20 protein-coding genes and 3 tRNA genes are annotated in these 18,965 nt (G+C 37.0%); 14 read left to right on the top strand and 9 right to left on the bottom strand.

Features of this window, described 5'->3' with window-relative positions; genetic code table 11:
- Positions 1 to 24: 24 nt before the first annotated feature.
- On the top strand, positions 25 to 744 hold the full coding sequence (locus tag EZL74_RS04800) for a DUF4197 domain-containing protein (RefSeq protein WP_131475462.1): 720 nt from the start codon (positions 25 to 27) through the stop codon (positions 742 to 744).
- A gap of 157 nt (positions 745 to 901) precedes the next feature.
- On the opposite strand, the gene EZL74_RS04795 is transcribed toward EZL74_RS04800, so the two are convergent.
- On the bottom strand, positions 902 to 1,711 hold the full coding sequence (locus EZL74_RS04795; protein ID WP_131475461.1) for an ABC transporter substrate-binding protein: 810 nt from the start codon (positions 1,709 to 1,711) through the stop codon (positions 902 to 904).
- Between the two features lie 6 nt (positions 1,712 to 1,717).
- Entirely contained in the window at positions 1,718 to 2,533 is an 816-nt protein-coding gene (pyrF, locus tag EZL74_RS04790) for an orotidine-5'-phosphate decarboxylase (protein ID WP_131475460.1), read from the bottom strand.
- A gap of 255 nt (positions 2,534 to 2,788) precedes the next feature.
- On the opposite strand from pyrF, the gene EZL74_RS04785 reads away from it, so the two are divergent.
- From EZL74_RS04785 to EZL74_RS04760, 6 genes are all read left to right on the top strand, one after another.
- Complete coding sequence (locus EZL74_RS04785; RefSeq protein ID WP_131475459.1) at positions 2,789 to 3,346, top strand: helix-turn-helix domain-containing protein; 558 nt, start codon at positions 2,789 to 2,791, stop codon at positions 3,344 to 3,346.
- A gap of 3 nt (positions 3,347 to 3,349) precedes the next feature.
- Positions 3,350 to 3,796: a response regulator gene (locus tag EZL74_RS04780; protein ID WP_131475458.1), complete on the top strand. Its 447-nt coding sequence runs from the start codon at positions 3,350 to 3,352 to the stop codon at positions 3,794 to 3,796.
- A 6-nt stretch (positions 3,797 to 3,802) separates the two neighbouring features.
- Positions 3,803 to 5,593 (top strand): CHASE3 domain-containing protein, encoded by a 1,791-nt coding sequence (locus EZL74_RS04775; RefSeq protein WP_131475457.1) that lies wholly within the window; start codon positions 3,803 to 3,805, stop codon positions 5,591 to 5,593.
- A gap of 167 nt (positions 5,594 to 5,760) precedes the next feature.
- Positions 5,761 to 6,177, top strand: coding sequence for a hypothetical protein (locus tag EZL74_RS04770; RefSeq protein WP_131475456.1), 417 nt, complete (start codon positions 5,761 to 5,763; stop codon positions 6,175 to 6,177).
- Positions 6,178 to 6,204: 27 nt separating this feature from the next.
- Positions 6,205 to 6,357, top strand: a complete 153-nt coding sequence (locus EZL74_RS04765; RefSeq protein ID WP_131475455.1) for a lmo0937 family membrane protein — start codon at positions 6,205 to 6,207, stop codon at positions 6,355 to 6,357.
- Positions 6,358 to 6,393: 36 nt separating this feature from the next.
- A complete protein-coding gene (locus EZL74_RS04760; protein ID WP_131475454.1) occupies positions 6,394 to 6,939 on the top strand; it encodes a hypothetical protein in 546 nt (181 codons plus the stop codon).
- 48 nt (positions 6,940 to 6,987) lie between these two features.
- Here EZL74_RS04760 and prfA read toward each other — a convergent pair whose 3' ends face one another.
- The gene (gene prfA / locus EZL74_RS04755) at positions 6,988 to 8,061 is read right to left on the bottom strand and encodes a peptide chain release factor 1 (RefSeq protein ID WP_131475453.1); all 1,074 of its coding nucleotides are present in this window, start codon (positions 8,059 to 8,061) and stop codon (positions 6,988 to 6,990) included.
- Between the two features lie 106 nt (positions 8,062 to 8,167).
- Between prfA and EZL74_RS04750 the strand changes: the two genes are divergently transcribed.
- The 3 genes from EZL74_RS04750 to EZL74_RS04740 all read left to right on the top strand — a co-directional run bounded on the left by EZL74_RS04750 (position 8,168) and on the right by EZL74_RS04740 (position 11,581).
- Positions 8,168 to 8,641, top strand: a complete 474-nt coding sequence (locus EZL74_RS04750; protein WP_131475452.1) for a DUF6265 family protein — start codon at positions 8,168 to 8,170, stop codon at positions 8,639 to 8,641.
- A 174-nt stretch (positions 8,642 to 8,815) separates the two neighbouring features.
- The gene (locus EZL74_RS04745; protein ID WP_131475451.1) at positions 8,816 to 11,026 is read left to right on the top strand and encodes a TonB-dependent siderophore receptor; all 2,211 of its coding nucleotides are present in this window, start codon (positions 8,816 to 8,818) and stop codon (positions 11,024 to 11,026) included.
- Between the two features lie 6 nt (positions 11,027 to 11,032).
- Complete coding sequence (locus EZL74_RS04740; RefSeq protein WP_131475450.1) at positions 11,033 to 11,581, top strand: PepSY-associated TM helix domain-containing protein; 549 nt, start codon at positions 11,033 to 11,035, stop codon at positions 11,579 to 11,581.
- Positions 11,582 to 11,622: 41 nt separating this feature from the next.
- On the opposite strand, the gene EZL74_RS04735 is transcribed toward EZL74_RS04740, so the two are convergent.
- Positions 11,623 to 11,985 carry a DUF983 domain-containing protein gene (locus EZL74_RS04735; protein WP_131475449.1) on the bottom strand — a complete coding sequence of 121 codons (363 nt, stop codon included), beginning with the start codon at positions 11,983 to 11,985 and terminating at the stop codon, positions 11,623 to 11,625.
- A gap of 82 nt (positions 11,986 to 12,067) precedes the next feature.
- On the opposite strand from EZL74_RS04735, the gene EZL74_RS04730 reads away from it, so the two are divergent.
- Positions 12,068 to 12,931 carry a helix-turn-helix domain-containing protein gene (locus EZL74_RS04730; RefSeq protein ID WP_131475448.1) on the top strand — a complete coding sequence of 288 codons (864 nt, stop codon included), beginning with the start codon at positions 12,068 to 12,070 and terminating at the stop codon, positions 12,929 to 12,931.
- A 62-nt stretch (positions 12,932 to 12,993) separates the two neighbouring features.
- Here the strand turns inward: EZL74_RS04730 and EZL74_RS04725 are convergent, their stop codons facing one another.
- Positions 12,994 to 14,457 carry an aminoacyl-histidine dipeptidase gene (locus tag EZL74_RS04725; RefSeq protein ID WP_131475447.1) on the bottom strand — a complete coding sequence of 488 codons (1,464 nt, stop codon included), beginning with the start codon at positions 14,455 to 14,457 and terminating at the stop codon, positions 12,994 to 12,996.
- 99 nt (positions 14,458 to 14,556) lie between these two features.
- On the opposite strand from EZL74_RS04725, the gene EZL74_RS04720 reads away from it, so the two are divergent.
- Positions 14,557 to 15,612, top strand: a complete 1,056-nt coding sequence (locus tag EZL74_RS04720; RefSeq protein ID WP_131475446.1) for a DUF3810 domain-containing protein — start codon at positions 14,557 to 14,559, stop codon at positions 15,610 to 15,612.
- 69 nt (positions 15,613 to 15,681) lie between these two features.
- Here EZL74_RS04720 and EZL74_RS04715 read toward each other — a convergent pair.
- From EZL74_RS04715 to EZL74_RS04705, 3 genes are all read right to left on the bottom strand, one after another.
- Positions 15,682 to 15,755, bottom strand: a tRNA-Arg gene (locus EZL74_RS04715).
- Positions 15,756 to 15,779: 24 nt separating this feature from the next.
- A tRNA-Pro gene (locus EZL74_RS04710) sits at positions 15,780 to 15,854 on the bottom strand.
- 4 nt (positions 15,855 to 15,858) lie between these two features.
- A tRNA-Ser gene (locus tag EZL74_RS04705) sits at positions 15,859 to 15,942 on the bottom strand.
- Positions 15,943 to 16,192: 250 nt separating this feature from the next.
- Between EZL74_RS04705 and EZL74_RS04700 the strand changes: the two genes are divergently transcribed.
- Both EZL74_RS04700 and EZL74_RS04695 read left to right on the top strand, forming a co-directional pair.
- On the top strand, positions 16,193 to 17,371 hold the full coding sequence (locus tag EZL74_RS04700; protein ID WP_131475445.1) for an acetyl-CoA C-acyltransferase: 1,179 nt from the start codon (positions 16,193 to 16,195) through the stop codon (positions 17,369 to 17,371).
- 78 nt (positions 17,372 to 17,449) lie between these two features.
- A complete protein-coding gene (locus EZL74_RS04695; protein ID WP_131475444.1) occupies positions 17,450 to 18,211 on the top strand; it encodes a C40 family peptidase in 762 nt (253 codons plus the stop codon).
- Positions 18,212 to 18,300: 89 nt separating this feature from the next.
- Here EZL74_RS04695 and EZL74_RS04690 read toward each other — a convergent pair whose 3' ends face one another.
- A complete protein-coding gene (locus EZL74_RS04690; RefSeq protein ID WP_161971693.1) occupies positions 18,301 to 18,915 on the bottom strand; it encodes a porin family protein in 615 nt (204 codons plus the stop codon).
- Positions 18,916 to 18,965: the final 50 nt, after the last annotated feature.

The following is an 18,965-nucleotide window of genomic DNA, read 5'->3' as shown; positions in this document are numbered from 1 at the left end:
ACCTTTGACAATTAAATCCTCATTATGAAAAAGTTCCTTTCTACTGTATTTGTTTTCGGTTTATCCTTTATTCTGTTAAGTTGTGCCGAAATGCAGCAAATGGCCAATCAATTTCCTGAATTGAATCCCAACAGCCCAATCGATATTTCCGGTGGTTTAAAAGAAGCCTTAAACAACGGAATCTCAAAGCAAGTTAGCAAGTTGACTGCGGTTGACGGTTTTTATAAAAATGAAATGGTCAAAATCCTGCTACCCGAAGAATTGCAAAAAGTGGATAAAGCCTTGCGAAAAATTGGGTTAAACTCTTTGGCCGATGATGGCATCAAAATGCTAAACCGTGCCGCTGAAGATGCCACCAAAGAAGCCACCCCTATTTTTGTAGATGCTGTAAAAAACATGAGTTTTACAGATGCCAAAAGCATTTTGATGGGAAATGAACGTTCGGCAACGACGTATTTGCAAAATAGTACTACTACTCCGCTCTACGCCAAATTCAACCCGGTGATTAAAAACTCCTTTGCCAAGGTGGGGGCTGACAAAGTTTGGAACAACATCATTACCAAATACAATGCTATTCCGTTGGTTAAAAAAGTAAATCCCGATTTGACCGATTACACCACTAATAAAGCTCTGGAAGGTGTTTTTAAAATGATAGCCGTGGAGGAAAAAAACATCAGAACCAATCTCAAGTCAAGAACATCAACCCTGCTTCAAAAAGTATTTGCTATGCAGGACAAAAAATAAGCTTAATTTTTTAGAAACCAATAACATAAGTATAACAAAACCTTAACATGATAAGCTGAATTAGCGCCGTATCTTTGTAATGTAATAAATTTGGTTTTTTATTATTTTGGTTAGGGTTAGTTTAAAAATGCCGGTATCTTAGAGTGCCGGCATTTTTTTATGCTATGCTTTGATGAATTTTTTTGAAATATTCAAAAGCTTTAATCAAACGGCTGCCATACCAGGAAAACATTTCACCATCCACAAAAACCGTTTTGGCGTGATGTGTATAGCGTCCCAATTCAAAAGCGTGTTCATCTGTAAACGGAAACGGTTCGGAAGATAACAATATTAAATCAGGATCACCTTCCTGCCTTATTTTCTGAATGATAACTTCAGGATACCTTCCTTCATAATTGGGATGATTATCATAAATATTTTCGAACTTATTCAACCGAAGCATTTCGTTTATAAAGGTGTTTCCGCCGGCAACCATATACGGATTGGCCCAAATAAAATATGCTACTTTATGAGCCGGCTTGTCCCTCATAAAGTTTTGAAAATCGTGCAAAGCAAAGTGTATTTTATCTCGCCATTTTTGAGCCTCCGTTCTTTTGTGAAACAGCGCTCCAAAATCAGCAATCATTTGCAAGCTATCATCAATAGTAATAATATCGGTTACCCAAACCGGACAAATTGCTGACAATTCGGCTACGATTTCGGGAGTATTTTCTTCTTTATTGGCAATAATAATATCAGGATGGAGCAATTTGATTTTTTCGTAATGCACCTTCTTCGTGCCACCAATTATTTTTTTAGTCGATTTAAAATGAAACGGATGCACGCAAAACTTGGTAATCCCAACAATACTATCCTCTAAGCCCAAATCAAATAACAACTCGGTTTGCGAAGGCACTAAAGACACGATGCGCTTTGGAGTCGCATTAAAAACATGGAGTGTTCCCCGTTGATCGGTAAATGTTCTCACGTCAACTTAGGTTTTCAAAATTACCGCCATTTCCTGTTGTACTTTCAAGGCTTCTGCTCGGGCTCTTTCGGCAAAATCCATCCCGGAAGACGCATAAATTATGGCTCTTGAGGAATTGATTAACAAACCGACATCCTCATTCATGCCATAGGAACAAACGTCGTATAGACTGCCCCCTTGCGCACCAATACCCGGAACTAATAAAAAGCTACTTGGGATTATTTTTCGGATTTCGGCAAAATATTCGGCCTTGGTAGCACCCACCACATACATCAGATTTTGAGAATTCTTCCAAGTTTTGGAGGTTTTAATGACTTTTTTATAAAGTGCTTCGCCGGCAGCATCTTGGGTCTGAAAATCAAAAGCTCCTTCGTTAGACGTTAGAGCCAACAAGATAGCATGCTTGTTTTCAAAGGCCAGAAAAGGCTCAACCGAGTCTTTACCCATATAAGGGGCGACCGTAACACTGTCAAAATTCAAATCTTCGAGAAATGCCTTAGCATACATGGATGAAGTATTGCCGATGTCCCCTCTTTTGGCATCGGCTATGGTAAAAATTTCGGGGTGATTTGCATTAAGATACTCTATGGTTTTTTGAAGAGATTGCCAGCCCTTTAGCCCGTGAGCTTCGTAAAAAGCGGTATTGGGCTTGAAAGCCACGCATAAGTCGTGGGTAGCTTCAATTATAGCTTTGTTGAACTCAAAAATAGGATCTTCAAGCTGTAATAAATGTGATGGAATTTTGGTCAAATCGACATCGAGACCGATGCACAGGAATGATTGTTTTTGGTGAATTTGCTGAACGAGTTGTGTTGTTGTCATGTGAGTAGTTGTGTAGTGCAAAGTTACAAACTAGAAGTTGACATGTGCAAATTTTATAACATTCACCCAAAATTATGTAACCATCAATCGCTCCTGCCAAAATATCTTTGTATAACAAACGATAAGTACTTGATACATGTCATTTGGTAATAATAAAAAAAGTTGGGGTTAAGAACGAAAAGGCCGTAGTTACTACGGCTTTTTTGATGAGAATATTTTAGTACATTTACAACTAATAAACCCAAATTCTGTTTTATGAAAATCTTCATCAAATTTGATTTCAGTGCCGTTTGCCGAAAAGTACTGGAAGATAAACTTATCAAACATCAAATCAAGCACAGGATATTAGGCTTTGGTGAAGTAGAACTTCTGGAAAAAGTGTCTGATGCCAAATTTGCAGAATTGACGCAGGAACTCCGGGAATATGGAATCGACATCATTGAGAATCAGAAGAGTATTTTGGTACAAAAAATAAAAGACACCATAATTGAAATGATACACAACCCTGATTTGGTGAATGTCAAAAGCTCTGTGTATCTTGCAGAAAAATTGGGTCACAGTTACGGGTATCTTTCCAATTTGTTTTCGGATGTTACCTATACTTCTATTGAAAATTTTATCATTTTACAAAAAATTGAACACGCCAAACAACTCATAGTAAGCAGCGATTTGAGTTTGACTGAAATTGCGTTCCAGCTTAATTATTCGAGTGTGGCACATTTGAGCACCCAATTCAAAAATGTAACCGGAATAACACCTTCGGCTTTTCAACGAATCATTGTTAAACGAAGAGAAATGGCTAATAAAAAATAACCTATGCAAAAAGATTATATACACATCATATTGGCTGATGACGATGAAGACGATCGACAATTCTTTACTGAGGCTTTTGAGGAATTAAAAATCAACACACGTGTTAATACCTTTAATGACGGCGTGGAACTGATGGATTATCTCAACTCGCCCGAAGCCATTTTGCCCAATGTATTGTTTCTTGATTTAAACATGCCCAAGAAAAACGGAATCGAATGTTTACACGAAATCAAAAGAAACGAAAAATTCAACGATATAGCCATCGCCATATTCTCAACTTCTTCCTCTGAAGAACACATTGAAGAAACTTTTGTAAACGGGGCTAACATTTATATCAAAAAACCCAGCGATTTTGCAACACTCAAAAAAGTACTTTCGGATGTAGTTACCATCAACTGGCAGTATCACACTTCGGGATTGAATAAGGACAATTTTTTACTACGCATATAAGAAGCTATGAAACTGAATTCGTTCTATAAGTCGCCGATATTTTTAAAGAGCATTTTCGTGGTTTCGATTTTTGCTATTTTTTTCATTTCTGCGATTACCTTTAAACACATCAATTTGCTCAATGATTCCTCCAAAAGAGTGAAACATTCCTATGATGTTAATTTAGAATTAGAACGTTTATTTTCATATTTAAAAGATTCAGAAACCGGACAGCGCGGCTTTTTAATTACCAAGGACTCTACTTTTTTGGTTCCTTATATCAATGCCAAAAAAAAGATAGACCGATCCTTCAGTATTGTAAAAGGATATACTAAAAACGATCCGGTACAAGAAGACAATCTTCGGAAATTACAATTTTACATCAATAAAAGACAAAACTATCTTTCGATTGCCCTGCACCTTTCGTTAAAAAAACCACTGAATGACCCCGAACTGAAGCGTAAGCTTCTCATCGGAAAAAAGACCATGGACAGCGTGAGAAGCCAGATTAATTACATGATTGCTTTAGAAAAAAAAGCACTGAAAGGAAGAGACAAGCGCTATAAAGACACCATCAAAGTCACTCCGGTTTTCATTTATGTGACCTTATTAATTACCTTGTTATTGATTTCAATATCATACATAAGAATCAATCGGGATTTGGAAAAAATGCAATTGTCTAACAACCGCCTAAAACTCATGAACGAGTCGAGCAGTTTGGCCGAAATTGTGGGCAGTTTTGGAAGCTGGCAATTGAATATAGCACGCAACGAATACTCTTTTTCGGATAACATTTACCGATTACTGGGCTGTGAACCTCAATCGTTTGAAAACGGACAAAACGATTTCCTGAAATATGTTCATCCCGAAGATGTGGCGCTTTTCGATTCTTTAAACACTAACGATTTAGAAAATGATACACTGCCTCCGTTTACTTACAGAGTCATCAGAAAAGATAAGCAACTGAGGTATTTCAGAACTACCGGACGTATAGTAACCAACCGCTCCGGCGATACTATTTTGATTGGAACCACGAGTGATGTTACTGACGAAGTGTTGGCTTCCTTATCATTAGAACAACAAAATATTGAACTCGAAGCGAGTAACAAGGAGCTTTTGGCTTTTAACTATGTTGCCAGTCATGATTTACAGGAACCTTTGCGCAAAATTCAAACCTTCATTTCAAGATTGTCCGAAAAAGAATCCGACCATTTATCCGATAACGGTAAAGAATATATTGCCCGAATTCATGCCTCAGCAGATCGCATGAGAATACTGATTGACGATTTACTGCAATATTCTAGAGCCAACAAAACAGAAAAGGTTTTTGAAAAGGTAAATCTGAATGACTTGTTGGAAAATGCTAAGTTTGATTTGGCCCAATCTATAGAAGAAAAAGAAGCGATTATAAAAAGCGATACGTTGCCAACGATGACGGTAATTCCGTTTCAAATTCAGCAATTATTCATCAATCTTATCGGAAATTCTTTGAAATACAGTCGTGAAAAAGTAAAACCAAAAATCAAAATTTCGTATCAAAAAGTAACCGCAGCAGATGAAGAACTGATTCCGAAAAACACCAAAGAGAAATATTGTAAAATCACCTTTGAAGACAACGGCATTGGCTTTGAACAGGAATATGCCGAGAAAATATTCATACTGTTCAACCGCCTGCACAACAAAAACGAATATGCCGGTACCGGTATTGGCTTGGCCATTTGTAAAAAAATAGTGGAAAATCATCGGGGTTATATTTTTGCCGAAGGCAAACCCAATAAAGGAGCCATATTTACTATTTATCTTTCAGAAGACTGTTAATTCGGTCAACTCTAAAATTCAAATCCTATGGTTACCATAGGATTTTTTGTTTGTAATGGAAATTGTATAACAAATACAAAAATTCTTGTAACACTTACTGTTCACTTCTGTCGCAACTTTGTAGAGCTCCTTTCGGACGAAATCAGCACAACTTAAAAATTTGCCTCATGAAAAATTGTATTACACTCTGCTTTGTAGTGGCTTATCTGGCAAGCGCAACTGCACAAGAAATCAAAGTTCGTAATTTGATTTCTAACGATACTGATACAGCTGTTGAAAACAGTGTTATCAATAGTCTTATTTCCTACTATTATTTCCCGAACATGGAAGTGTATTATGATCTGGAGAAAAAAATCTACCATTATCAATGGGAAAAAAATTGGGTAACCTCAGAAGAATTACCGGTGAACTACGGAGGGTATTCGCTATTTAAAAACGAACGAATCATGATTACTATTCCAAACGGAGATGAACCTCAAAAATACATCAAACTACACCGTAAAGAGTATCCGTATAATGCCAAAGGAAGAATTAAAAGGCCCTCTCAAATACTGGCTGAAAATCCATCAGCCCTGGTACAATAAACATTAACATTAAAACAAAATAAAATCATGCAAAATTTGTTATACACTATAGCCGTAATCCTGGTCATTCTATGGTTTCTGGGTTTTTTGGTTTTCAATGTAGGATCCATCATTCATATTTTATTATTAATTGCCGTAATAGCCATATTGCTCAGAATCATTAAAGGAAAAGAGATATAGAGAAAAACTACACTGCTAATTATTAAATTCCACATCATGAAAACTATTTTTAAGCATGTTCTGAAATTAGTAGTTGTACTTCTTTTGCTTGGTACGACTGATTCTTTTGCGCAAGAAACGGAAAAGAAAAATTACGATCAAGGCTTCCGTTTGGGATTTGGAGTAAGTGGCGGACTTCCGCTACAGGATCCTTATAATTTTAATTTAGGAGGCGATGTAAGAATTCAATACGATTTATCTACGAGATATTCCCTGACTTTTACAACCGGTTTCAACAATTTCTTTGTCAGCGGTGACAACAATGATTTGGGATACATTCCGGTGAAGGGAGGTTTTAAAGCTTTTGTTTTAAAAGATAAACTGTATTTACTGGCTGAAGCGGGCGCTGCGTTTGCGGTGACTAACGGTTATAATAAAACATCCTTACTCCTGAGCCCGGGAATTGGATATGCTACCGACAAAATAGATATTAGTTTACGTTACGAACATTATAATGATTTTCCGATATTAAATTCTAACGATACACCCGGAACAGGTTTGGGACAAATTGCTTTGAGAATTGCTTACGGATTTAAACTTTAAACGGATAAGCGATAAAAAAGGGCTAACAAATTGTTAGCCCTTTTTTATTTAGAAAACTTCGCTTTCTTTTAATTTTTCGGTGTTGGAAACCAACTGAAGTTCATCAATCATTTTTTGAATGTTACCATTCATAAATCCGTCTAAATCAAAAATACTCAATCCTATTCGGTGATCAGTGATTCTTCCCTGAGCATAGTTATAAGTACGAATTTTAGCCGAACGGTCTCCACTGCTAACTTGCGAGTTACGTTTCTTGGCATCTTCGTCTTGTTTTTTGGCTAACTCTAACTCGTACAAACGCGAACGCAATACGGTCAAAGCTTTATCCTTGTTTTTGTGCTGCGATTTTTCGTCCTGACATTGGGCAACTAATCCGGTAGGGATATGTGTCATACGCACTGCTGATTTGGTGGTGTTTACCGATTGTCCGCCCGGTCCTGATGAACAGAAATAATCAATACGAACATCATTCATATCAATCTGTACATCAAATTCTTCAGCCTCAGGTAATACCATTACGGTTGCAGCTGATGTATGTACTCTGCCCTGAGTCTCAGTTTGTGGTACACGCTGTACACGGTGTACTCCGGCTTCAAATTTTAATGTTCCGTAAACATCTTCTCCTGTTACTTCAAAAATTATCTCTTTGAAACCACCGGAAGTTCCTTCATTCATATCCACAACCGAAGTTCTCCAACCTTTGGTTTCACAGTATTTGGTATACATTCTGTACAAATCACCGGCAAAAATTGAAGCTTCATCCCCACCTGTTCCGGCACGGATTTCTACCATCACGTTTTTGGCATCCTCAGGATCTTTCGGAATCAACATAAACTTGATTTCTTCCTCTAAATGAGGTAACCGCTCTTTGGCTTCGTCTAATTGCATTTTGGCCATTTCTACCATTTCAGCATCAGAACCATCTGCAATAATTTCGTTAGCTTCTTCTATATTCCCGGTTACATTGATGAGTTCTTCACGCTTTTCCATGAGCGCTTTCAAACTTTTATATTCCTGATTTAACTGTACATAACGCTTTTGATCGGCAATAACATCGGGTTGAATAATCAAATCCGAAATCTCATCGAAGCGTTGTTTTACATATTGCAATCTTTCTAACATTGTGTATTCTTTAATTGGAGTGCAAAAATAGTAAAAAAAGTGTACAAACGGGAGTGTTCAATTAACCATTTTTTATAATATTGTATGGATAAAAAAAATAAAGAAAATGAAAATCATTACCTGCTCAGCAGTGGTTCTTTTATTAGTTTCCTGCCAAAAAAAATCAGAGAAAAATTTTGATAAACTCGAAAAAATGAATTGGTTAGTTGGCCAATGGGAAAACAAAATGCCCGAAGGCCTGTTGGTAGAAAACTGGAAAAAAGAAAACGACAGCACATTCAGCGGCAGCAGTTATTTCATCAATGCCAAAGACACAGTGCACTTTGAAAGTATTCGACTGACACAAAAAGAAGAGGATTTAATTTACACCGCTACCGTAACCGGACAAAATGATGATCAACCGGTTGATTTTAAACTGACTTCGGACAACGCTAATTCTTTTACATTCGAAAATCCGGCACATGATTATCCGCAAAAAATCACTTATAAAAAGGTGGATCAAAATAATTTAACTGCTACAATCTCGGGAAAACAACAAGGAAAAGAAAGCCAGGAAAGTTATCCGATGAAACGAAAATAAGACTGTTTTCGTTACTTTTTTATATAAACCTCACATTCAACGTGAGGTTTATTCATTTGTAAAACCAACTAAATCAATCAACTAAAAATATTATTTATATTTAATCTAAATAAACTTTTTTAATTCAAATTCTGCCTTTATATTTGCATCGTTATTTTTAATTATTCTAAATAAATGTGTAAATATATTCCAATTGTAGCCATCGCACTTACTTTAAGTACTTCCGTTTTTGGCCAAGTTAACAAAAACGACGATCAAGAAGAACTCTATGCGTTTAACAATGATACCGTTAAAAACAAAAAAGGAGAAACCTTAAAAGAAGTTATCATCATTTCGCAACAGCAAAAAACAATTGTAAAAAGCGGAAAAGCCAACATCAAACCTTTGGATTTACCACAAGCATCAATGGTTATCGGTAAAGAAACTATTAAACAACAACAAATCTTACGACTCTCAGAAGCGTTAAAAAATGCAAACGGAATTTATGTTTCGGGAGCCAGTAACGCATCGGGAAACAACCAGGAAGAATTGGGCTCTCGCGGATTCACTTTCAGTGGTGGTAACACCTTCAAGAATGGAGTTCGCATCAATGGTTCCATAATTCCGGAGGCCAGTTCGTTAGAGAGTATTGAAATCCTTAAAGGAAGTTCGGCCCTCTTGTACGGAAATGTTGCCCCGGGCGGAATTCTAAATTTAATTACAAAAAAGCCCCGATTTGATCATGGCGGCGAACTGAGCTTCAGAGCAACTGAATATAATTTCTTTAAACCTACTGTGGATGTTTATGGTGCTGTAAACAATAGTAATACTGTAGCCTATCGCTTCATCAGTAGTTACGAGCAAGGAAATAGTTTCAGAGACGATGTGCAAACCAAAAGAATTTATTTCAACCCCTCTTTTTTACTGGATATATCGGCAAAAACAAACATCATTATAGAAGCAGATTACACCAAAGACAACAGAACACCCGATTTTGGTTTGGCTACTATAGATTATGAAGTGATAGAATTACCCAGAAACGCATTCCTGGGATTTAATTGGGGAAAATTTGATTCTGAACAAGTTGGTTTTACTACAACCATCAATCATGATTTAAGCAAAAACTGGCAACTTAAAGGCCTCTTTTCATACCAGGGATACAATACAAACTTACTATCCAGTTTAAGACCAAATGCCACGAATTTAGTACAGTCAAATGGCGACTGGACCCGAGGTGTTCAAAAAACAGATACTGAACAGGATTACAACCTCGTTGAAGCTGATTTAAACGGAACTTTTAAGACCGGAAAAATCAAACACACTTTGCTTTTTGGTGCTGATGCTGATCAAAGTAACACTACAACTTTGGCGTATAAAAACATTGTTTGGTTTGACAAAATCAACATTTACAACCCTCAAGTGTCTTTTGATAAGAATCCGATATATACCAATGCTGATATCCCGTCAATGGAAAAAAACACTAATGCTTTGGCAAATGTAAAGAGAGCGGGAGTCTATTTTCAGGATTTGATTGAAGTTACTCAAAAGGTTAAAGTTTTAGCCGGATTGCGCTACAGTTACCTAGAGAATACCACTAACACACTCACATACTCTACTTCGGCTACTGTTGAAACAAAAACCAATGACAATATTGTTTCTCCCAAATTAGGTGTAGTTTTTCAACCTACGAAAACCAATTCTGTTTTTGCCAGTTATTCCGATTCATTTGTATTAAATACCGGAACCGATATAAACCTTAAAGCTTTGCCTCATTCAACCATCAATCAATACGAATTAGGTGTTAAAAATGAATTCTTCAAAGGGCACTTGGTTGCCAATGTAACCACCTACTTAATCGATTACAGTAATTTGGCACAAACCGATTTTAGCAATGGGAATACCAACACCAACATTAAAGAGTTAGCAGGAGCTTATCAAAGTAAAGGAGTGGAAGTAGACATTACGAGCCAGCACAAAGGATTGAAATTGATTGCCGGTTACAGCTTTAATGAAACCCAATATACCAAAAGTAATATTTACGACAAAGGAACACATTTGCGTTTTTCACCCAAGCACACTGCCAATGCCAGTGCATTTTACACTTTTGAAAAAAGTAAACTTAAAGGTTTAGAACTTGGTTTACAATCGACTTACATTGGAGAGCGATTAGGTGGAAGGCTAAAACCCAATAACGCCTCCACTCCGGCTGAATTGGCTCGAAAACCAATTCCGGTTGATGGTTTTTTACAATTTGATGCTTCCGTTGGTTATGCAATTAAGAATTTTACCATCAGAGCAAAATTGGCTAACCTTGGTAATGTCGTGAGTTATTATGTATACGATGACAATACCGTAACACCTATTGCTCCAAGAATGTTAACCACTACACTATCTTATAAATTCTAAAAAAAAATGAAACAAACCACTATCCGTAATCTCCACCGTGACTTAGGCTATTTCTACATTGGATTAATCATTTCTTTTGCTTTTTCAGGAATTCTGATGAATCACCGCGAAAGCTGGCATCCGGAAAAGTATACTATTGAAACAAAAGCCATTGAGGTAAAATTACCTTCCAAAGAAGCTATCAATGAAACGTTTGCCGATTCCTTGGGAAAAGCTTTAGGCATTGATGATAAAATGCGTCGTCATAAAGTAGATGAAGACAAGTTTAAAATTTCTTTTGAAAAACACGATGTGGAAATTGATTTGAATTCCGGAAAAGGTGAAATTGTTTCCTACATCAAAACACCTGTTATCAGCCAAATGATGAAGTTACACAAAAGTACTTCCAATTGGTGGATTTACTACGGTGATATATTCGGGCTATCCTTGATTACTATTGCGGTTACCGGTGCCGTCATGATACCGGCAGGAAAATTTAACTTCAAACGAAGAGGTTGGAAACTGGCTCTGGCCGGAATCATCTTCCCTCTCATGTTTTTGTTTTTGTTTGGTTAATTTTAGAAACTGAAAAGCTCCCCAATTGGGGAGCTTTTTATTTACATTGAATAGTTTTTGAAAATGTAAATCCAAATCATTCTCGACAAGCGTATGTTGAAACAACTCAACAGTACAATCACAACGCCAATGATGGGAATGATACGCAAATCGAATGTTTCATCGAAGAACGGACTTGCCAAAAAATAGGTGATTATTCCTTCCCCCACGGTTAACCCGTAGTTGACAAACATGGCTCCAAAGAAATATCCCGGTTCTTTTTCAAATTTGAAATTGCAATGATCACAGTATTCGTTCATCTTGGGAAAACCCAGACTGAAGAAGAAACTTTTGTCGGCAAAAACTTTGCCTTTGTGACAGTTAGGACATTCATTGCGGAAAATATGGTACAGACTTTTTAACATGAATCATTTTTGGGCAAAGGTAACATGTTGAAGCTAACCAAATGTTTAGTAAATTCGCCAATGCTAGCACAAAAAAGACATTTTGAAAAAACATCCCATTTACAGCATCCAAAATTTCACTGCGCCCATCAGCCAGAAAGATTTGTATGTCAATAGTTTTAAAAACCATTTGAAAACGCACAATTTCATTGAAAAACCCCATAGACACAACTTTTATTTGTTGGTGTTATTTACGAAAGGCAGCGGAACTCATGAAATAGATTTTGATCAGTTTGACATCAAACCCGGAAGTTTATTTGTGCTACAACCGGGACAAATACACCATTGGGCACTATCTTCAGACATCGAAGGCTACATAATTTTCTATTCGCAGGAGATTTATAACTTGTATTTTGGTCAAAAACGAATTGAAGATTATCCCTTTTATCAGTCGGTTATGAATCAGCCCGAGCTATATTTTCAGTCGGATGAGTTATTGCAGATTCAATCTTATCTCGATTTAATGCTGGCCGAAAATCAAAATAATTATCCGAAGAAAGCAGAAAAATTATTGAATTTACTGGATTGTATTCACATAGAAATCTCGAGGAAATATCTTTCTAACAACCAACATATTGCTCACTCCTATAATCACAAAATCCAACAGTTTGAACAATATTTAGAGGCTTTTTACAAAACGGAAAAATCGCCTTCATTTTATGCGGCAAAAATGAACATCACTCTCAAACATTTAAATCGCATTTGCAAAGAAATACTCAATCAAACGGTCACTGAACTCATTACGCAACGCATAATATTGGAAGCCAAACGGCTTTTAACCCATCCCTCTAAATCAATCAATCAGGTTGCCGATGAATTAGGATTTGATAATTATTCCTATTTTTCCAAATTGTTCAAAAAGCAAGCTCATACAACACCTAGCGAATTTAGAAATAATTTAAAATAAAAAACCCACTCTATAATGAGCAGGTTTTCTAAATATTTGATATTTTTTTGCTGAACAGCAATCTAATTCTTAACTGGAATATTGGCCAGAATCTCTAAGAAAAACTTCCAAAACTTCTGTGATGATTTGATTGAAGCTCTTTCATCAGGGCTGTGGGCTCCGTGAATCGTTGGACCGAATGAAATCATATCCATACCGGGATAATTTGTTCCGAGAATTCCACATTCCAATCCGGCGTGACAAGCCACAACATTGGGTTTTGTTCCGTTTTGTTTTTCATAAATATTGACCAAAACATCTAATATTTCCGAATTCACATTAGGTGTCCAACCCGGATAGCTTCCGGCAAAAGTAACTTCGCAACCAAACAATTCGTAAGCCGAACGCAAAGCATTGGCTAAATCCATTTTAGAACTTTCTACCGAAGATCGCGTTAAATTTTGAATCGAAATTTCACCATCTTTCACAATTACGCGGGCAATATTATTGGAAGTTTCCACCAAATCAGCCATATCAGCACTCATTCTGTATACGCCGTTGTGCGCCGCGTAAATTGAACGCAATAAACCTTCCTGAACACCTAAATCCATTACTTTTAACGGCAAATCACTTTTCACAATTTCGATGGTAAGGTTTGGTTCCATCGTTTTGTATTCGGTTTTGATATCGTTGATGATTTCCTGCATGTCGAACACAAAAGCTTCGTCATACATACCGGCCACGATTACTTTGGCGACACTTTCTCTCGGAATCGCGTTGCGCAAACTTCCTCCGTTGATTTCAGCAATCTGCAATCCAAAATTCTCAAAACCGTCAAATAAAAGTCGGTTCATAATTTTGTTAGCATTACCCAAACCTTTGTGAATGTCCATACCCGAATGACCTCCGTTTAACCCTTTTACTGTAATGGTGTAACCGACAGAACCTTCGGGAGTTTCTTCTTCGTTGTAACTTCTATTGGCGGTAACATCAATTCCACCGGCACAACCGATATCAATTTCATCATCCTCTTCGGTGTCTAAATTCAAGAGAATCTCTCCTTTTAAAATCCCTCCTTTTAAGTTCAAAGCTCCCGTCATTCCGGTTTCTTCATCTATGGTAAAAAGGGCATCAATAGCCGGATGCGGTATATCTTTACTTTCCAAAACGGCCATAATCGCAGCAACGCCCAACCCATTATCGGCTCCAAGCGTAGTTCCTTTGGCACGTACCCAATCACCATCTACATACATCTCGATACCTTGTGTTAAGAAATCAAAATCTGTATCATTATTTTTTTGATGTACCATGTCTAAGTGTCCTTGCAGTACAATCGGTTTACGGTTCTCCATACCCAGTGTAGCGGGTTTGCGGATGATTACATTGTGAATTTCATCTTCAAATGTTTCGAGTCCTAAACTGTTCCCGAAATTTTTCATGAATTCAATTACTCGCTCCTCTTTTTTTGACGGACGAGGTACCGCATTTAAATCGGCGAACTTGTTCCAAAGTGCTTTGGGTTCCAGATTTCTAATTTCTTGACTCATTATGTTATTGTAATTTTAGTTTTCTGATTGCCAAAGTTACAAAGTTAAATTGCTTTGAAAAATCGAATTGTGATTATATTTACATTTTAAAATCAACTTTTGAAACGCAAATACATACTCCCGTTATTCCTGCTGATTCAGATTCTCTTTCTGAGATTGCTGGCTTTTTTCCCGGAAACAGTCGAACGTTTTTACAGCAACGGATTGTATATGGGAATTTCAACTATATCGAGAACCCTTTTGGGAAGTATCCCATTCTCAGTGGGTGATGTGCTCTATGGAACTCTCATTATTTATTGCATTTACTGGTTCCTAAAAAATAGAAAGATCTCTTGGAAAGACAAATTATGGACAACGCTGAATTTTGTTTCGGTTGCTTATTTTTTATTCCATTTGTTATGGGCCTTCAATTACTATCGTGAGCCGTTATTTGAAAAAATGAATATTCAACGCGATTACACAGATGATGATTTGTATGCTTTTACCGAAAAGCTGATTGCCAAAACCAACGCAATTCAGTTTCAGATTACCCATGACAAAAACAAGAAAGTAACCAATCCATACACTCAGGACAGTATTTTTAAGCTGACGCAAAACGGGTATGATAATTTGGCTAATGAATATCCGTTTTTCAAGTATGAAATTCCGAGTCGTAAACAATCCCTTTTCAGCTTGCCACTCACCTATATGGGGTTTGGCGGTTATCTGAATCCGTTTACCAACGAAGCTCAAGTCAATGCAAAACTTCCCATGTACGGTTTTCCGAATGTAATTTGCCACGAAATGGCGCATCAAATAGGCTATGCCAGCGAAAGCGAGTGCAATTTTATTGGTTTTATGGCTTGTATTAAAAATAAGGATCTGTATTTTCAGTATGCTGCTTACGTAACTGCACTCAGATATTGTTTGGAAAATATTTACGTAAAAAACGAATCCAAATTCAAATCTTTAAAACCAACCATTCACAAAGGAATATTTGAAAACTATAAAGAAAGTGAAGCATTTTGGGAACAATATGACACTTTTATCGATAAAGGATTTCATATTTTTTATGATCAGTTCCTAAAAACCAATCAGCAACACGACGGCATGGAAAGCTACAGTAAATTTGTAATTCTTTTAATCAATTATTATAAAGACAAAACATTAGGCTAAACTGTACTTTAAAAAACAAACTAAAACAACAGGAAACAAAAAAAGCCGTTGTAAACAACGACTTTTATGTGATCTCAGAAGGATTCGAACCTTCGACCTACTGCTTAGAAGGCAGTTGCTCTATCCAGCTGAGCTATGAGACCAAGCTCTTAGAAAATTCTTATTCGTCGGGGTGGCAGGATTCGAACCTGCGACCTCCTGGTCCCAAACCAGGCGCGATAACCGGGCTACGCTACACCCCGAGAGCGGAGAGACAGGGACTCGAACCCTGGCGACGGTTACCCGTCGACAGATTAGCAATCTGCTCCGTTACCACTCCGGCACCTCTCCTAAATTTTCAATATTGTTATAAGAACATTTTCTTTAAGCGGTTGCAAATGTAATTTATCATTCTATAATTTACAACTATTTCATTTCTTTTTTTAACTTTTAAATCAAATAAAAACTGAAATTACTCACTTTCAATGCACTAGAATTACAATATTTCTCTAAATCTTTTCACAATAAGATTTATTACGGTTCTAATTCCATAATTTGCAATAAAAGTTTAGTTTTGCAATACAAATAAACAACATACATTATGAGTAAAAAAGTAGTTATTGTTTCAGCTGTGAGAACCCCTATCGGAAGTTTCATGGGTTCTTTGTCAACCGTTACGGCAACACAATTAGGAGCAACAGCCATCAAAGGCGCCTTAGATAAAATCAATTTAGACTACAACTTAGTCGATGAAGTATTAATGGGTAATGTAGTACAGGCTGGCGTCGGACAGGCACCGGCGCGTCAGGCTGCCATTTATGCCGGATTACCAAACAGTGTAATTTGCACAACCATCAATAAAGTATGTGCTTCAGGAATGAAAGCCGTAATGCAGGGAGCACAAGCTATCATGAGCGGTGATGCCGAGATTATCGTAGCCGGTGGTATGGAAAATATGAGCTTGATTCCCCACTATGTTCACATGAGAAACGGTGTAAAATTTGGCCCAACTTCTTTGACCGACGGAATGCAAAAAGACGGACTGGTGGATGCGTACGACAACAACGCCATGGGAGTAAGTGCGGACTTGTGTGCAACCGAATACAAAATCACAAGAGAAGAACAGGATGCCTTTGCTATTCAATCGTATGAGCGTTCTGCTAAAGCTTGGAATGAAGGTAAATTTGACAACGAAGTAGTTCCGGTAACCATTCCGCAACGTCGAGGCGAACCGGTGGTTTTTGCAAAAGATGAAGAATATACTAATGTAAAATTAGATAAAATTCCGACCTTAAATCCTGCTTTTACCAAAGAAGGTACTGTAACTGCTGCCAATGCTTCTACCATCAATGACGGTGCTGCTGCCTTAGTATTGATGAGCGAAGAAAAAGCACAAGCGTTGGGATTAAAACCATTGGCTTATATCAAATCATATGCTGATGCCGCACAAGAACCAAAATGGTTTACAACGGCTCCCGCCAAAGCATTACCAAAAGCGTTAGACAAAGCAGGCTTGAGCCTGTCAGATGTTGACTTTTTCGAATTCAACGAAGCTTTTTCAGTAGTAGGTTTGGCTAATGCCAAAATTTTAGGCCTTGACAACAATAAAGTCAATGTTAATGGTGGTGCCGTTTCTCTAGGCCATCCGCTGGGATGTTCGGGTGCGCGAATCATTGTGACATTAATCAATGTCTTAGAACAAAATAATGCAAAAATCGGAGCTGCCGCTATCTGTAATGGTGGTGGTGGTGCTTCAGCTATAGTGATTGAAAGAGCCTAAATAATTAACAATTTACAATGGACAATTGATAATTCTTACAGTATCATTTGTCCATTGTCGATTATCAATTGAATTTAAATGTTTGCCATTTGTAACCTAGCCATAATTCCTCTGCGTGCCGAACCAAGCGATCGAAGCGAGATTGTTTCACAGGTCTTATTTGGTGAGCATTTTGAAATTTTGGAAACTCAAAATCAATGGTCAAAAATCAAATTGCATTTTGATGAATACGAAGGCTGGGTTGATTCAAAACAATATCAAACCATTTCAGAAAAAAGCTTTATTTCACTTTCAAAAGATGCCATCATTTTGAATTCGGATTTGGTTGAATATGTTTCCAATCCTTCAAATGTACTATTGCCTATACCCTTGGGTGCTTCGTTGTCTTTTTTGAATCACAACGAAATCAATCAGGAAAATTTTGAATTTGAAGGCATGAAAATCAGTGGTATTAAACCTAAATCTAATTTGATTACTACCGCTTATTTATATCTGAATGCCCCTTACATGTGGGGAGGAAAAACACCTTTCGGTATAGACTGCTCAGGATTTACTCAAATGGTGTACAAGCTGAACGGCTACAAACTCTTACGAGATGCTTCGCAACAAGCTACTCAGGGAGATGCTTTGAGTTTTATTGAAGAAAGCGAACCCGGAGATTTGGCATTTTTTGATAACGAAGAAGGTAAAATCATCCACGTAGGCATCATGATGGAAAACAACTACATCATACACGCCAGTGGTAAAGTTCGCATTGATCGTTTGGATCATCTGGGAATTTATAATGCTGAACAAAACCGACACACCCATCGATTAAGAGTCATCAAAAAAATCATATAAACCGAAGCAGAAGTTTCGGTTTTTTTAGGCAAAAAAAATCCCGAATCCTTGTAAAGTATGATTCGGGAATTTTATTAATTGCTTTGATGTTATTTCATTAAAAAGTTCATACCAAAATTCAAACTGGAACGACTGTTGGTTACCGCTGAATAATCATTTTCTTTAAAAATATCATTGAAACCACCCTGACCTTCGAACTCGAAAAATATCTTTATTTTCTTTGAAACCGGAATTTTCACTCCAATTCCAACCGCTAAACCAAAATCATTGGTATTGAAAGAATCGGTAATATCGGTACCAAATCGACTGTCTTCCGCATTTAAAAGAAACCCAAAATAGGGTCCGAAATCTAAATACCAATTTCTATTATTACCAAAATGCCAATTCGCCATGATAGGAACTGTCAGATAGTTCAGGTCAATATTGGTTCTGTATAAATTTCCGTTAGGACCGTAAATCAAATCATTATTCCATCCTTTTTGGTCGTAAATCAATTTACCTTTAATACTCCAGGCTCTCGAAAAATAATAATCTACCGAACCTCCGAAGTTGAAGCCATTACCGGAATCGGAATTACTTTGATCATCAGAAACCGATGAATTGTTATATCCGATATTTATACCAAATTCAACATCGCCTTTTTTTTGAGCCGAAGCCGTTGTCAATCCCAACGCGACTAGTATTATTAACACATTTTTTTTCATGATTGTCTTTTTTGCTACTTCAAATGTACTCATTTTGAAAGAAAATATGC

The organism is Flavobacterium silvisoli, assembly GCF_004329815.1.
Taxonomy (GTDB): domain Bacteria; phylum Bacteroidota; class Bacteroidia; order Flavobacteriales; family Flavobacteriaceae; genus Flavobacterium; species Flavobacterium silvisoli.
This window is presented reverse-complemented; position numbering and strand designations above follow the sequence as displayed.

Excerpts from the sequence above, each read along its gene's own strand:
- EZL74_RS04800 (WP_131475462.1), top strand. The coding sequence starts at position 25 with ATGAAAAAGTTCCTTTCTACTGTATTTGTTTTCGGTTTATCCTTTATT.
- EZL74_RS04760 (WP_131475454.1), top strand. The coding sequence starts at position 6,394 with ATGAAAACTATTTTTAAGCATGTTCTGAAATTAGTAGTTGTACTTCTT.
- EZL74_RS04700 (WP_131475445.1), top strand. The coding sequence starts at position 16,193 with ATGAGTAAAAAAGTAGTTATTGTTTCAGCTGTGAGAACCCCTATCGGA.
- EZL74_RS04740 (WP_131475450.1), top strand. The coding sequence starts at position 11,033 with ATGAAACAAACCACTATCCGTAATCTCCACCGTGACTTAGGCTATTTC.
- EZL74_RS04725 (WP_131475447.1), bottom strand. The coding sequence starts at position 14,457 with ATGAGTCAAGAAATTAGAAATCTGGAACCCAAAGCACTTTGGAACAAG.
- EZL74_RS04735 (WP_131475449.1), bottom strand. The coding sequence starts at position 11,985 with ATGTTAAAAAGTCTGTACCATATTTTCCGCAATGAATGTCCTAACTGT.
- EZL74_RS04695 (WP_131475444.1), top strand. The coding sequence starts at position 17,450 with ATGTTTGCCATTTGTAACCTAGCCATAATTCCTCTGCGTGCCGAACCA.
- EZL74_RS04745 (WP_131475451.1), top strand. The coding sequence starts at position 8,816 with ATGTGTAAATATATTCCAATTGTAGCCATCGCACTTACTTTAAGTACT.
- EZL74_RS04780 (WP_131475458.1), top strand. The coding sequence starts at position 3,350 with ATGCAAAAAGATTATATACACATCATATTGGCTGATGACGATGAAGAC.
- pyrF (WP_131475460.1), bottom strand. The coding sequence starts at position 2,533 with ATGACAACAACACAACTCGTTCAGCAAATTCACCAAAAACAATCATTC.
- EZL74_RS04750 (WP_131475452.1), top strand. The coding sequence starts at position 8,168 with ATGAAAATCATTACCTGCTCAGCAGTGGTTCTTTTATTAGTTTCCTGC.
- EZL74_RS04770 (WP_131475456.1), top strand. The coding sequence starts at position 5,761 with ATGAAAAATTGTATTACACTCTGCTTTGTAGTGGCTTATCTGGCAAGC.
- EZL74_RS04785 (WP_131475459.1), top strand. The coding sequence starts at position 2,789 with ATGAAAATCTTCATCAAATTTGATTTCAGTGCCGTTTGCCGAAAAGTA.
- EZL74_RS04775 (WP_131475457.1), top strand. The coding sequence starts at position 3,803 with ATGAAACTGAATTCGTTCTATAAGTCGCCGATATTTTTAAAGAGCATT.
- EZL74_RS04690 (WP_161971693.1), bottom strand. The coding sequence starts at position 18,915 with ATGAAAAAAAATGTGTTAATAATACTAGTCGCGTTGGGATTGACAACG.
- prfA (WP_131475453.1), bottom strand. The coding sequence starts at position 8,061 with ATGTTAGAAAGATTGCAATATGTAAAACAACGCTTCGATGAGATTTCG.
- EZL74_RS04765 (WP_131475455.1), top strand. The coding sequence starts at position 6,205 with ATGCAAAATTTGTTATACACTATAGCCGTAATCCTGGTCATTCTATGG.